The following is a 13,638-nucleotide window of genomic DNA, read 5'->3' as shown; positions in this document are numbered from 1 at the left end:
GTGCATCCGGCTTTCGGGCAGGGGGCATCGCGGCACGGCGTCGCGGGGGTGGGCGGGCGCCGTGCCGTGCGGGGGGTGCGGCGGGCGGGGAGAGGGAGGCGTCAGCCGAGGACGGCCAGCGCGTCGATCTCGATGAGGAGCCCCGCGGGCAGACCGACGTAAACGGTCGTGCGGGCGGCGGGCGGCTGGGTGAGGCCCTGCTCCTCGAAGTAGGCGTTGTAGAGCGCGTTCATCTCGGCGAAGTGGTCCACGTCCGTCAGATAGACGCGGATCATCATGACGTCGTCCCAGGAGGCGCCGCCCTCCTCGAGGATCGCCTTGACGTTGGCGAGGGTCTGGAGGGTCTGCTCGCGCAGGGTGGGACCGGCGGGCGTGGGGGCCTGGCCCTCGACGGCGGGGAGGAAGCCGACCTGGCCGGCGACCTGGAGGATGTTGCCCTTGCGCACCCCGTGGGAGAACTTCGCGGGCGGGGTGGTGTGGGTCTTCGGGGTGAGCGCGGTCTTGTCGGTCATGGGGTGTCCTTCGCTGGGGTTCTGCCGGAGTACTCGCCACTGATGGCGTCGGCGGTGCGGCGCACGAGCGGGAGCAGGGTGAGGAGTTCGTCGGCGGTGACGACGACGTTGGGCGCGGACACGGACATCGCGGCGACGACCCGGCCGTCCGCCCCGCGGATGGGCGCCGCGACGCAGTTGATGGACTCCTCGTGGCCGCCGAGGTCGGTGGCCCAGCCCTGTTCGCGGACCTTGTCCAACTCCCGCAGGAAGGCGGGGGCGTTGGGGGTGGAACGGGACGTGTACAGGGGGTAGTCGAGCTGTTCGGCGAGGGCCCGGCGCTCGTGCTCGGGCAGGTCGGCGAGGAGCAGTTTGGCGACGGCCGCGACGGTGATGGCGACGGGCTTGCCGATCCGCGAGTACATCCGTACGGGATAGCGGCTCTCGACCTTGTCGATGTAGAGCACCTCGTCCTCCTCGTAGACGGCGAGGTGCACGGTGTGCCCGCACTGCTCGTTCAGCCGGACGAGGTGGGGGTGGGCGATCCCGCGGATGTCGAGGTTCTCCATCGCCTCCTGGGCGAGGGCGATGAGGCGGGCGCCGAGCCGGTAGCGCTGGTCGGACTGACGGTAGACCATGCCGTGTTCGTGCAGGGTGCGCAGCAGCCGCAGCGCGGTGGACTTGTGGACGCCGAGCCGCTCGGCGACCTTGCCCAGGTCGGCGGGGCCCTCGGCGAGCAGCGGCAGGATGCTCAGCGCGCGGTCGACGGTCTGGCTCATGGCGTGGGTACCTCCTCGTCGGCCCGGTCCGCGGTGTGGGTCCGGCCGTGGCCGAGTCGAAGTTTCTCCCACCCCGCGTCGTCGAGGGCCACCAGGGCGTCGGCGGTGTCGCGGGCGGGGGGCGCGGCGAGGTCGGCGGGGCTCGTCAGGGTGGCGGCGGCCCACAGGTGCCCGTGGCGCAGCCGGTCGCGCAGCGGGAGGCCGCGCAGGGTGGCGGAGAGGAACCCGGCGGCGAAGGCGTCCCCGGCCCCGGTCGCGGCGGCGACCCGCACCGCGGGGGCCGGCACATGCACGGCGGGGCGTGCGGCGCGGTCGAAGGCGGTAGCCCCGCGCGGGCCGTCCTTCACCACCAACAGCGGCGGTTCGGGCAGCGCGGCGCGGATCGCCTCGGGGCCGCCGGTGACGCCCCAGGCGTCCTGCGCCTCGTCGGCGCCCACGAACACGAGGTCCGCGGCGCGGGCGAGGTCCAGCAGCACGGCGGGGCCGCCGGCGTCCCGCCACAGGCCGGGCCGGTGGTTGACGTCGAAGGAGACCAGCGGGCGGTCCTCGCGCGGTGCGGTCAGCTCGCGCAGCAGGTCCAGGCAGGTGCCCGAGAGCGCGGCGGTGATACCGGACAGGTGCAGGACGCGTCCCGCGCGCACGGCGCCGAGGTCGACGTTGTCGACGGACATGGCGGACGCGGCCGATCCGGCCCGGTAGTAGGCGACCTCGTGCGCGTCGGTGGCCCGGTCGCCGGCGGTGCGGAAGTAGACGCCGGTCGGGCGGGCGGGGTCGCGGCGCACGGCCGAGACGTCGACGCCGTGCCCGCCGATGGTCTCCACGAGGTGGTCGCCGAACCCGTCGGCACCGACCCGGCTCACCCAGCGCACCGGGTGCCCGGCGGCGGCGAGCCCGCAGGCCACGTTGGACTCTGCGCCGCCGATGGCCCGCTCGAACGAGGGGACGTCGGCGAGGCGTCCCGGCCGCGACGGCAGGAACGTGACCATGGACTCGCCGAGCGCGACGACGTCCACGACGCCGGGGGCATTGCGGGGTCCGGTGGGGGTCACGATCGTCGTAGCTCCAGACCTTGGGCGGGCGGATCCGCGGTTCCGTTGACCCGCGGTTGGCCGAGATGTTAGACAGCGACAAGCGAAATACGCAATGAGTGTTGCACTCACTGCAACGCCACTGATCAGGGAGGTTCCATGGGGAACGAGGCGCTGGCCCGCCTGTCCGAGGAGCGCGTCGACCACCGCTTCAAGGGCCTCCCGCCCGACGCCGACGGCCTGACCGTCGGGGAGCTGGCCGCCCAGCGGCGCAACCTCTTCACCGGCGGCTTCACCACCCCGGTGCTCGCGCTCTCCGCCGAGCGCCTGGAGCACAACCTCGCCCTGATGGAGACGTACGCCGACCGTCACCGCCTCGCGTTCGCCCCGCACGGCAAGACCTCGATGGCCCCGCAGCTCTTCCAGCGGCAGATCGAGCGCGGCGCCTGGGGCATCACGCTCGCCGTGCCCCACCAGGTGCGCGTGGCCCGGGCGTTCGGCGTGCGGCGGGTCTTCCTCGCCAACGAGCTCGTGGACGCCTCCGCCCTGCGCTGGATCGCCGGCGAGCTGGCCGACCCCGCGTTCCGCCTCGTCTGCTACGTCGACTCCGTGTCCGGCGTACGGCTCATGGACGCCGCGCTGCGGGCCGCCGGGGCCGGACGACCGCTGGACGTCGTGGTGGAGCTGGCGGCCGGCGAGGGCGCGCGCACCGGGGTCCGTACGGACGAGGAGTGCGCGGCCGTCGCGGACGCGGTGGCCGCCACGGACACGCTCCGCCTCGTCGGGGTCGCCGGGTACGAGGGCGAGGTCCCGCGGGCGGACCCGGAGCGGGTGCGCGCCTGGCTGCGCCGGCTGGTGGCGCTGGCGGTGTCCTTCGACAAGGCGGGCCGGTTCGCGGGGCTGGACGAGATCGTCGTGAGCGCGGGCGGCAGCGCCTGGTTCGACGCGGTGGCCGACGTGTTCGGCGAGATCCCCGGCCTGTCCGCGCCCGTGCTGAAGCTGCTGCGCTCGGGCGCGTACGTCTCGCACGACGACGGCCACTACCGCGAGCTCACCCCGTTCAACCGGGTCCCCCAGGAGGGCGCCCTGGAGCCCGCGTTCCGGCTGTGGGCGCAGGTCGTCTCCCGCCCCTCCTCCGGGCAGGCCTTCGTCAACGCCGGCAAGCGCGACGCGGCGTACGACCTCGATCTGCCGGTCGCCCAGGTGGTCCGCCGGGACGGCGTGGAACGCCCCGCCACCGGGGTCACCGTGACCGCGCTGTCCGACCAGCACGCCTGGCTGGAGACGACCGGGGAGGCGGACCTGGAGGCCGGGGACTGGCTCGGCCTGGGACTGTCCCACCCGTGCACGGCGTTCGACAAGTGGCAGCTGATCCCGCTCGCCGAGGCGGACGGGACGGTCGTCGACTACATCCGCACGTTCTTCTGAGGAGGGGCCGGTCGTGGAAGAGCTCGTCATCCGGGACGCCGACGTCGTCGACGGCAGCGGGGGTCCGTCCTACCGCGCCGACGTGGTCGTGGACCGCGGCAGGATCGTGTCGATCGTCCAGGAGGCCGCCGCGGCCGGCTGCCAGCGGCCGAAGGCGCGCCGTGAGCTGGACGCGGAGGGGCTGGTCCTCTCCCCCGGCTTCGTCGACATGCACGCCCACAGCGACCTGGCGCTGCTGCGGGACCCCGACCACAGCGCCAAGGCCGCCCAGGGCGTCACCCTGGAGGTGCTCGGCCAGGACGGGCTGTCGTACGCGCCCGTCGACGACCGCACCCTGGGCGAGGTGCGGCGCGCGATCGCCGGCTGGAACGGCCCGGGCGACGACATCGACTTCGACTGGCGGTCCGTCGGCGAGTACCTGGACCGCCTCGACCGGGGCGTCGCGGTGAACGCCGCGTATCTCATCCCGCAGGGCACGGTCCGGGCGCTCGTCGTCGGCTGGGAGGACCGCGAGGCGACACCGGCCGAGCTGGACCGGATGCGCGCCCTGGTCGCCGAGGGCCTGGAGCAGGGCGCGGTCGGCCTGTCGTCGGGGCTGACGTACACGCCGGGCATGTACGCGCGGGACGCCGAACTGACCGAGCTGTGCCGGGTCGTGGCACAGTACGGCGGCTACTACTGCCCGCACCACCGCTCCTACGGGGCCGGGGCGCTCGAGGCGTACGAGGAGATGGTGGCGCTGACCCGGGAGGCGGGCTGCGCGCTGCATCTCGCCCACGCGACCATGAACTTCGGCGTGAACCGGGGCCGCGCCCCGGAGCTGCTGTCCCTGCTGGACAAGGCGCTCGACGAGGGCGCCGACATCAGCCTCGACACCTACCCGTACACCCCCGGCTGCACGACCCTGGTCGCCCTGCTGCCGAGCTGGGCGAGTGAGGGCGGGCCCGAGGCGGTGCTCGCGCGGCTCGCGGACGACGCGACGGCCGAGCGGATCCGGCACCATCTGGAGGTCGTCGGCGCGGACGGCTGCCACGGGGTGCCCGTGGAGTGGGAGACGATCGAGATCTCGGGGGTGGGCGAACCCGCGCTGGCGGACCACGTCGGCCGCACGGTCCGGGAGACGGCGGACGCGCGCGGCGAGGAGCCGTGGACGACCGCGCGCCGGCTGCTCCTGGAGGACCGGCTCGGCACGACGATCCTGCAGCACGTCGGCCACGAGGAGAACGTCCGGGCCATCATGCGGCACCGCGTCCACACGGGCGGTTCCGACGGCATCCTGCAGGGCAGCAAGCCGCATCCGCGTGCGTACGGCACCTTCCCGCACTATCTCGGGCACTACGTGCGGGAGTTGGGGGTGCTGTCGCTGGAGGAGTGCGTGGCGCATCTGACCTCGCGCCCGGCGGCGCGGCTGCGCCTGCCGGACCGGGGCCTGGTCCGCGAGGGCTACCGGGCGGACCTGGTGCTGTTCGACCCGGAGACGGTGGCGGCGGGCTCCACGTTCGAGGAGCCGCGCACGCCACCGACGGGCATCCCGCATGTGCTCGTGGACGGCCGTTTCGTCATCGAGGACGGCCGCCGCACGGACGTTCTGGCGGGACGGGCGGTCCGCAGGACCGGCTAGAGGGCGTACCGCCGGTCACGGCTTGGGCAGGACGCAGCCGCTCGCGCTCAGGTTCAGCTGGTTGCCGGTGCCGAAGCAGGCGGGGATCTGGTACGTCTGCTGGGCGTAGTTGATGCCCTGGCGGACGGTGACCTGGCCGTTCTCGTCGACCTCGCACGGGTTGTTGACCGTGCAGGACCGGCCGTCCTCGTTGCCGGTGTTGTTGACGGCGACGACTTGCTTGGTGGCCTGGTCGATCACCGGGGAGCCGGAGGTGCCGCCGATGGTGTTGCAGGCGGAGGTGTAGCGGACCGAGTCCTTGAAGGTCCAGTCGCCTTCCTTCAGGCGGTACACGAACCCGTCGACGTTGCAGTTGTACAGCCGCTTCCAGTAGCCGGAGGCGACGGTGATGGCGGTGCCGGCGGCCGGACGGGTGTCGGACACCGTCAGCGCGCTGATCCCGGTCGAGCTCTTGATCTGCGCGTAGGTGGAGGTGAGCTGGTAGATCGACACGTCCGTGTCGGTCATGGTGCCGTATGCGATCTTGCTGGCCCGCAGGGTGGCGACCCTGGAGCCGGACGAGTTCAGCAGGCTGAAGGTCCTGCTGGACGCGCGGTTGACGACGACCTGGCCGGGGCCCGGCATGCCGGTCTCCAGGCAGTGGCCGTTCGACATGACGAGCGCCGGGTCGCTGTCCTGCGACTTCGGGAAGCGCACGACGGAGCCGGAACAGTTGCTGAGTGCCACGGTGCCGGCGAAGTCGACGGCCCGGACGGACGGCTTGAGCGCCTGTTCGAGACCGGCGGTGACGGAGGCGACGGTGTCCCGGACCACCGAGGTGACCGAGCCCGTCCCGGCACCCTTGCCGAAGGACTGCGCGGTGTCCGCGGGAGCCGCGGCCACGGGTGCGGCGCCGGCCCCGGCTATCGCCAGGGCGAGGAGGGTGGCGCCGAGAGGTTTTCTCATGTGGGGGTCCCCTCATACGAGGAGGGTGACCGGAGAGATCTCCGGCCACCCGCGCTTTTGTCATGCGCATTCTCATTCAGCAGGGGGGTGCCCACAAGGACCAGGTGACCGGCGAGTAGGGCCGTAGGGCTTTCCCTACCACCGGATCCCGGACGTTTCGGCGGGGCGGCGCAGGACCTCCACGGGAGGGTGGCCGGATCACCACAGGCGGGGCGGCGCACACCGCACCCGGCCGGCGACGGACGACGGCTACCTGGGCCCCTTGGTGATGCCGAGGCCACGCCCGGGGTGGTCGTCGCGTCCGCCCCTCGTCGCGGACGCGGTCGCCGTTGCGGTCGGTGCCGCGGGGGCCGTGCTCGCCGCGGGGGCCGAGGACTCGCCGCCCCCGGTCCCGGTGGCCGGCGCGGAGGGGGACGACGTCACGTCCGGGGTGCTCGTGCGCGGTGTTTCGCCGCTCAGGGGCGTACCGGACGCCGTCGCACTGCCGCCCGTCCCCTCCGTGCTTTGCGCGGGATCCACCGCGGTCGGGCCCGTCCGCTCCCTCCCGCCCCGGGAGTCATCGTCGGACGGCGACCCGGACAGGGAGAAGCCCGCCACGAGCGCCGCGGAGACGACCCCCACCGCCCCGGCCGAGACCAGAACCCGCCGCGAGGGACGCGGGCGCTCCTTGCGGCGCGTCCCCCGGCGCCCGCGCGCGGCCCGCGCTCCCCCGTTCGCAGCAATACCCCCCGGCGTCCGGGGCAGTTCCTCCGTCCGGTCGTACGCGTCCTGCCAGCCGTGTGCGGCGGCGGGATCGGCGTACTCCTCGTAGGACGGGGCGGCGTCGGCCAGCGGGTGGTACACACTCGGCCCGTCCGTCGCCGGACCGCCCTGCTGGGCGGCCACTCGGCCGCCGTAGCCGTCGTGCGCGGCGTCGCCGTCGTTCATCGCCTCGTCGTTCTCCGGTGGCCTGGGCATGAGGGGGCATTTTAGAGAGGTGCGGGCGCACAGGACAGCGGCCCACGACAACCGCCCGCACCACACGTCTCACGTGGCGGAAAACACGGGCCTTCCCTAGGGGCACCGCCGTAAGCTCCCAGACATGCAGGTGATCCAGTCGACCAAGCTCGCCAACGTCTGTTACGAGATCCGGGGCCCGGTGCTCGAGGAGGCGATGCGGCTCGAGTCGGCGGGGCATCGGATCCTCAAGCTGAACACCGGCAACCCGGCGGCGTTCGGCTTCGAGTGCCCGCCCGAGATCCTGGAGGACGTCCTCCGCAACGTGTCGTCGGCCCACGGCTACGGCGACGCGAAGGGCCTGCTGGCCGCCCGCCGGGCCGTCGTCATGCACAACCAGACCCTCGGCATCGAGACCGACGTCGAGCACGTCTTCATCGGCAACGGCGTCTCCGAGCTGATCGTCATGGCGATGCAGGGGCTCCTCGACGACGGGGACGAGGTGCTGGTCCCGGCGCCGGACTATCCCCTGTGGACCGCCGCCGTGTCCCTGTCCGGCGGCACCGCCGTGCACTACCGGTGCGACGAGCAGTCCGACTGGATGCCCGACCTCGCCGACGTCGAGCGCAAGGTCACCGACCGCACCAAGGCGATCGTCATCATCAACCCCAACAACCCGACGGGGGCCGTGTACGACGAGGCCGTCCTGCGCGGGCTGACGGACATCGCGCGGCGGCACAACCTGCTCGTCTGCTCCGACGAGATCTACGACAAGATCCTCTACGACGGCGCCCGGCACACCCCGACCGCCGCCGTCGCCCCCGACCTGCTGACCCTCACCTTCAACGGCATGTCGAAGGCGTACCGGGTGGCCGGCTACCGGGTGGGCTGGATGGCGATCTCGGGCCCCCGGGCGCACGCGGACTCCTACATCGAGGGCCTGACGATCCTGGCGAACATGCGGCTGTGCGCGAACATGCCGGGTCAGCACGGGGTCGTCGCCGCCCTCAGCGGCCGGCAGACCATCAACGACCTGGTGCTGCCCGGCGGGCGGCTCAAGGAGCAGATGGACGTCGCCTACGAGCTGCTGACCGCCATCCCGGGCGTGAGCTGCGTCCGTCCGAAGGGCGCGCTCTACCTCTTCCCGCGCCTGGACCCCAAGGTCTTCAAGATCAAGGACGACCGGCGGATGGTCCTGGACCTGCTGCGCCGCGAGAAGATCATGGTGGTGCAGGGCACCGGCTTCAACTGGCCGGAACCGGACCACTTCCGGGTGGTGACCCTGCCGACGACGACGGACCTGCGGGACGCGATGGGCCGGATCGGCCGCTTCCTCGACGGATACGGCCAGCCGTGACCGTACGTAACTGTACGGTCCACTTTTTGCTTCCAACTCAACTTTAGACGAGATCTAAGCTAGGATGGCTTCCTGTCAGCGCACAGGAGGCCATCCCCCATGTACGAACCGATCCGCACCAAGTCGATCCACAGCACGATGGCCGGCGGCACCGACTTCCCCCACCGCTCGCGCGAGGAGGAGCTGGACATCCAGCTCGCCGGTCACCTCGCCGCGCTGCTCGCGGTCACGGACGAGCTGCGCGCGACGGCGCCCTCGCAGGACCTGGACCTCGCGGCCGAACGGCTCGCCGAGCAGGTGACCCGGCTCCGGGGAGGACGCCCGCCGGCCCGCTCCGCCGTCGCGGCCGGCCCGGAGCGGCTGGCGACCCTGCACCGCCGGGCGCACGCCCTGGCGGGGCGCGCCCTGGTGGTCGCCGCGTCCCGCGCGGACACCGCGGCGGCGATCCTCGCCGCCGAACGCATGGACGCGCATGCCGCGGCCCAGGCGTCGCAGGAACTGACCGGGGTCTGAGACCCCCACCCCCTGGCGCATGCGCGGGCCCTCGCCGTCAGGCGAGGGCCCGCCGCCGCTCGTCGTCCCGTCGGGGCGGACGGGAACCGGCGGCGGCAGGCCCGGGGCCCCGCACGCCGTTGTACGGGGCCTCGCCGGTCCGGGAGGCGGTCACCGCGGCCGGCCGTGACGATGTAGCTGGTCAGGGCACGATCGGAGCCGGCCGCGGCGTCTTCGGGGGCTGCGCTCAGCCCAGGCGCTCCACCAGCGCGTGGTACTCGTCCCACAGCTCCTTGGGCGTGTGGTCGCCGAAGGTGTTCAGGTGCTCGGGGACGAGCGCCGCCTCCTCACGCCAGACGTCCTTGTCGACGGTGAGCAGGAAGTCCAGGTCCGAGTCGGACAGGTCGAGGCCCGCGGTGTCGAGGGCGCCCTTCGCGGGCAGGACGCCGATCGGCGTCTCGACGCCCTCGGCCCTGCCCTCCAGGCGCTCCACGATCCACTTCAGGACGCGGCTGTTCTCGCCGAAGCCGGGCCAGACGAACTTGCCCTCGTCGTTCTTGCGGAACCAGTTGACGTAGTAGATCTTCGGCAGCTTGGACTGGTCCTTGTCCTTCGCCACGTCGACCCAGTGGGCCATGTAGTCGCCCATGTTGTAGCCGCAGAACGGCAGCATGGCGAACGGGTCGCGGCGCAGCTCGCCGACCTTGCCCTCGGCCGCGGCGGTCTTCTCGGAGGCCACGTTGGCGCCGAGGAACACGCCGTGGTTCCAGTCGAAGGACTCCGTCACCAGCGGTACGGCGCTGGCGCGGCGCCCGCCGAAGAGGATCGCGGAGATCGGCACACCCTTGGGGTCCTCCCACTCGGGCGCGATGATCGGGCACTGCGAGGCGGGCGTGGTGAAGCGGGCGTTGGGGTGCGCGGCCGGCGTGCCGGACTCCGGCGTCCAGTCGTTGCCCTTCCAGTCGGTGAGGTGGGCGGGAGTCTCCTCCGTCATGCCCTCCCACCAGACGTCGCCGTCGTCGGTGAGCGCGACGTTGGTGAAGACCGAGTTGCCCCACAGTGTCTTCATCGCGTTGGCGTTGGTGTGCTCACCGGTGCCGGGCGCGACGCCGAAGAAGCCGGCCTCGGGGTTGATCGCGTAGAGGCGGCCGTCCTCGCCGAAGCGCATCCAGGCGATGTCGTCGCCGATCGTCTCCACCGTCCAGCCGGAGATGGTGGGCTCCAGCATGGCGAGGTTGGTCTTGCCGCAGGCGCTCGGGAAGGCGGCGGCGACGTACTTCGACTCGCCCTGCGGCGGGGTCAGCTTGAGGATCAGCATGTGCTCGGCGAGCCAGCCCTCGTCGCGGGCCATGACCGAGGCGATGCGCAGGGCGTAGCACTTCTTGCCGAGCAGGGCGTTGCCGCCGTAGCCGGAGCCGTAGGACCAGATCTCGCGGTCCTCGGGGAAGTGCGAGATGTACTTGGTGGAGTTGCAGGGCCAGGGGACGTCCTCCTGGCCGGGCTCCAGCGGGGCGCCGAGGGAGTGCACGGCCTTGACGAAGAAGCCGTCGGCGCCGAGCTCGTCCAGGACCGCCTGTCCCATGCGGGTCATCGTGCGCATGGACACGGCGACGTAGGCGGAGTCGGTGATCTCGACGCCGATCGCGGACAGCGGCGAGCCGACCGGGCCCATGCAGAAGGGCACGACGTACATGGTGCGGCCGCGCATGGAGCCGCGGAACAGGCCCCGCTCCCCCTGGAAGATCTCCCGCATCTCCGCCGGGGCCTTCCAGTGGTTCGTCGGGCCCGCGTCCTCCTCCTTCTCGGAGCAGATGAACGTCCGGTCCTCGACGCGGGCGACGTCGGTCGGGTCGGAGGCGGCGTAGTACGAGTCGGGGCGCTTGATCGGGTCGAGCTTCTTGAAGGTGCCCTTGGCGACGAGCTCCTCGCACAGGCGCTCGTACTCGGCCTCGGATCCGTCGCACCAGACCACGTTGTCCGGCTGCGTCAGTTCGGCGATCTCGTTCACCCAGCTGACGAGTGCCTGGTGCTGGGTGGGAACGACGGGGGGAGCCGCGTTGTCACGCGCCACGGTTGCTCCTAAGTGAGGGATTTTGTCCTTGATATGCCCTTGTGTGCCCCGTGGGGGCCTCGACCCGGACGCCGCACTGACTGGATCGCGCCGCGCTCATCCGGTGCCGACCGCACTCATTTGATCATCCGACGCGCCCGCGCATATGTCCAGAGGGCATCACAAGTGAGCGGCGTGAGGATCGCCACTCATCCGGATGTTTCCGATCCGTCATCACGGCCTCACCCCGGGTACACACGCTCGAGGGGCCCATGAGACGATGGCCACTTCGGGCCCTCATCAGGCCGCCGCGAGGCATAAGTTACGGTTCCGTAGGTACGATTTCCCCATGACTGCGTCCGCCCCCGACGCGCCCACGGACACGCCGGCCGACGGCCGGGAATCCGGCGCGCCCTCCCTGCCGCACCAGATCGCCCACCACGCCCAGCAGCTCGGCGAGGAGATCAAACCGAGGCTCCGCGGCTGGCTGCACCTGGGCATGTTCCCGGCCGTGCTCGTCGCCGGGCTGGTCCTCACCGCCTTCGCGGACTCCCCGCGCGGCCGGCTCGCCTGCGGGATCTACACCCTCACGGCCTGCCTGCTGTTCGGCGTGAGCGCGCTGTACCACCGGGGCGACTGGAGCCCGCGCATGGACGGCGTCCTGCGCCGGCTCGACCACGCCAACATCTTCCTGATCATCGCGGGCACCTACACCCCGCTGACGATGCTGCTCCTGCCCGGCGCCAAGGGGCGGTGGCTGCTCTGGGGCATCTGGGGCGCCGCCGCGGCCGGCATCGTCTTCCGGGTCTTCTGGGTCGGCGCCCCCCGCTGGCTCTACACGCCCTGTTACATCGCGATGGGCTGGGCCGCCGTCTTCTTCCTGCCGGACTTCATGCGCACCGGCGGCGTCGCGGTACTCGTCCTGGTGATCGTCGGCGGTCTCCTCTACAGCGCCGGCGGCGTGGTCTACGGCATCAAGCGGCCGAACCCGTCACCGCGCTGGTTCGGTTTCCACGAGGTCTTCCACTCCCTCACGCTGGCCGCGTTCATCGCGCACTACATCGGCATCTCCCTCGTCGCCTACCAGCACGCCTGACCGGCGTCCGGCCCGACAATGGGCCCATGACCACGGCACGGATCCCGGCTCCCGCGCGGGCCCGCCCGGCGGGCCTGCGGGAGCGCAAGAAGACGAAGACGCGCCTCGCCATCCGCAGGGCCGCCCACACCCTGATCGCCGAACAGGGCTACGAGGCAACCACGGTCGAGCAGATCGCCGAGCGCGCCGAGGTCTCCCCCAGCACGGTCCTGCGGTACTTCCCCGGCAAGGAGGACATCGTCGGGACCGTCGACACCGGCCCGGCCCTGGTGGCCGCGCTGCGCGACCGCCCCGCCGACGAGCCCTGGACCGACTCCCTGCGGCACGTCCTGCGGCACGCCACCGTCACCGCCCTGGAGGAGGACGCGCAGGCCGTACGGCTGCGGGCGCAGCTGTTCGTACGCGTGCCCGCGGTGCGCTCACGGCTGCTGGAGAGCGTGCGCGGCACCGGCCGGATGCTCGCCGAGGCCGTCACCGAACGCCCCGGCCCGCCGCCGGACCCGCTGACGGCACGGGTCTACGTGACGTCCCTGGCCGCCGGCCTGACGGAGACCTGCCTGTACTGGGCGGAGCGCGGCTTCCGGGACGACCTCCCCGGGCTCCTCGACCGCGCCCTGGACGTCGCCGGGGACGGCGTCCCCGCCGGAAATCCCCGGGGCGCCCGGCCCCTGCCGTGACATCCTGACGAGGTGAACGGTCCCGAGATCCACGTCGAGTTCGCGCCCGAGCTGCACCTGTTCGTCGCCGGTGCCCGGCGGCGCGGCGCCACCGCGCTCACCACCGACGGCGTGTCCACCCTCGGCCATGTCGTGGAGTCCCTGGGCGTCCCGCTCACCGAGGTCGGCACCCTGCTCGTCGACGGCCTCCCCGTCCCCGTCGCGCACGTCCCCCGGGCCGGCGAGTCCGTCACCGTGAAGCCCGTCGAGCGCCCCCAGCGGGTGCCCGGCGCCCCCCTGCGCTTCCTGCTCGACGTCCACCTCGGCACCCTCGCCCGCCGGCTGCGGCTGCTCGGCGTGGACACCGCGTACGAGTCGACCGACATCGGCGACCCGGCCCTCGCCGCCCGCTCCGCCGCCGAGAAACGGGTCATGCTCAGCCGCGACCGGGGCCTGCTGCGCCGCCGCGAGCTGTGGGCCGGCGGCTACGTCTACAGCACCCGCCCCGAGGAGCAGCTGCGGGACGTCCTCGACCGCTTCCGCCCGGACCTGCGCCCCTGGACGCGCTGCACCGCCTGCAACGGCCTGCTCAGGCAGGCCACCAAGGACGAGGTCGCCGACCAGCTGGCGGGCGGCACCCGGCGCACGTACGACGTCTTCGCGCAGTGCACCGCGTGCGGGCGCGCCTACTGGAAGGGCGCGCACCACGAACAGCTGCAGGCCATCGTGGAGCGCGCCCTCACCGAGTACGCGAGCTGA

At 72.4% G+C, this 13,638-nt stretch carries 13 protein-coding genes; 7 read left to right on the top strand and 6 right to left on the bottom strand.

Annotated features, from left to right (window positions below; genetic code table 11):
* Positions 1 to 101 precede the first annotated feature (101 nt).
* From ADL34_RS28960 to ADL34_RS28950, 3 genes are read right to left on the bottom strand one after another with little or no spacing between them, the layout of a single operon-like run.
* Positions 102 to 512 carry a RidA family protein gene (locus ADL34_RS28960; protein WP_062671532.1) on the bottom strand — a complete coding sequence of 137 codons (411 nt, stop codon included), beginning with the start codon at positions 510 to 512 and terminating at the stop codon, positions 102 to 104.
* Positions 509 to 1,270 (bottom strand): IclR family transcriptional regulator, encoded by a 762-nt coding sequence (locus ADL34_RS28955; RefSeq protein ID WP_062671533.1) that lies wholly within the window; start codon positions 1,268 to 1,270, stop codon positions 509 to 511. Before ADL34_RS28955 ends, ADL34_RS28960 begins: the two co-directional genes overlap by 4 nt.
* On the bottom strand, positions 1,267 to 2,319 hold the full coding sequence (locus ADL34_RS28950) for a sugar kinase (protein WP_062671534.1): 1,053 nt from the start codon (positions 2,317 to 2,319) through the stop codon (positions 1,267 to 1,269). The genes ADL34_RS28955 and ADL34_RS28950 overlap by 4 nt, the downstream gene beginning before the upstream one ends.
* Before the next feature lie 138 nt (positions 2,320 to 2,457).
* Here ADL34_RS28950 and ADL34_RS28945 point away from each other — a divergent pair, with 138 nt between their 5' ends.
* Both ADL34_RS28945 and ADL34_RS28940 read left to right on the top strand, forming a co-directional pair.
* Positions 2,458 to 3,726, top strand: coding sequence for an alanine racemase (locus tag ADL34_RS28945; protein WP_062671535.1), 1,269 nt, complete (start codon positions 2,458 to 2,460; stop codon positions 3,724 to 3,726).
* Positions 3,727 to 3,739: 13 nt separating this feature from the next.
* The gene (locus tag ADL34_RS28940) at positions 3,740 to 5,347 is read left to right on the top strand and encodes an N-acyl-D-amino-acid deacylase family protein (protein ID WP_062671536.1); all 1,608 of its coding nucleotides are present in this window, start codon (positions 3,740 to 3,742) and stop codon (positions 5,345 to 5,347) included.
* A gap of 15 nt (positions 5,348 to 5,362) precedes the next feature.
* On the opposite strand, the gene ADL34_RS28935 is transcribed toward ADL34_RS28940, so the two are convergent.
* Positions 5,363 to 6,292, bottom strand: coding sequence for a S1 family peptidase (locus tag ADL34_RS28935; protein ID WP_062671538.1), 930 nt, complete (start codon positions 6,290 to 6,292; stop codon positions 5,363 to 5,365).
* Positions 6,293 to 6,541: 249 nt separating this feature from the next.
* Complete coding sequence (locus tag ADL34_RS28930) at positions 6,542 to 7,249, bottom strand: hypothetical protein (RefSeq protein WP_159038996.1); 708 nt, start codon at positions 7,247 to 7,249, stop codon at positions 6,542 to 6,544.
* Positions 7,250 to 7,373: 124 nt separating this feature from the next.
* Here ADL34_RS28930 and ADL34_RS28925 point away from each other — a divergent pair, with 124 nt between their 5' ends.
* Both ADL34_RS28925 and ADL34_RS28920 read left to right on the top strand, forming a co-directional pair.
* The gene (locus ADL34_RS28925; protein WP_062671542.1) at positions 7,374 to 8,585 is read left to right on the top strand and encodes a pyridoxal phosphate-dependent aminotransferase; all 1,212 of its coding nucleotides are present in this window, start codon (positions 7,374 to 7,376) and stop codon (positions 8,583 to 8,585) included.
* A 99-nt stretch (positions 8,586 to 8,684) separates the two neighbouring features.
* A complete protein-coding gene (locus ADL34_RS28920; RefSeq protein ID WP_062671544.1) occupies positions 8,685 to 9,098 on the top strand; it encodes a hypothetical protein in 414 nt (137 codons plus the stop codon).
* A gap of 226 nt (positions 9,099 to 9,324) precedes the next feature.
* On the opposite strand, the gene ADL34_RS28915 is transcribed toward ADL34_RS28920, so the two are convergent.
* Entirely contained in the window at positions 9,325 to 11,148 is a 1,824-nt protein-coding gene (locus ADL34_RS28915) for a phosphoenolpyruvate carboxykinase (GTP) (RefSeq protein WP_062671546.1), read from the bottom strand.
* A 328-nt stretch (positions 11,149 to 11,476) separates the two neighbouring features.
* On the opposite strand from ADL34_RS28915, the gene trhA reads away from it, so the two are divergent.
* Genes trhA through ADL34_RS28900 form a run of 3 tightly spaced genes read left to right on the top strand, consistent with a single transcriptional unit; the run spans position 11,477 to position 13,638 of the window.
* A complete protein-coding gene (gene trhA, locus ADL34_RS28910; protein WP_062671548.1) occupies positions 11,477 to 12,223 on the top strand; it encodes a PAQR family membrane homeostasis protein TrhA in 747 nt (248 codons plus the stop codon).
* Between the two features lie 26 nt (positions 12,224 to 12,249).
* Positions 12,250 to 12,900 carry a TetR/AcrR family transcriptional regulator gene (locus ADL34_RS28905; protein WP_062671550.1) on the top strand — a complete coding sequence of 217 codons (651 nt, stop codon included), beginning with the start codon at positions 12,250 to 12,252 and terminating at the stop codon, positions 12,898 to 12,900.
* A 12-nt stretch (positions 12,901 to 12,912) separates the two neighbouring features.
* Positions 12,913 to 13,638, top strand: a complete 726-nt coding sequence (locus ADL34_RS28900) for a Mut7-C RNAse domain-containing protein (protein ID WP_062671552.1) — start codon at positions 12,913 to 12,915, stop codon at positions 13,636 to 13,638.

The sequence above is a fragment of the Streptomyces sp. NRRL WC-3605 genome, assembly GCF_001509795.1.
GTDB lineage: Bacteria > Actinomycetota > Actinomycetes > Streptomycetales > Streptomycetaceae > Streptomyces > Streptomyces viridochromogenes.
This window is presented reverse-complemented; position numbering and strand designations above follow the sequence as displayed.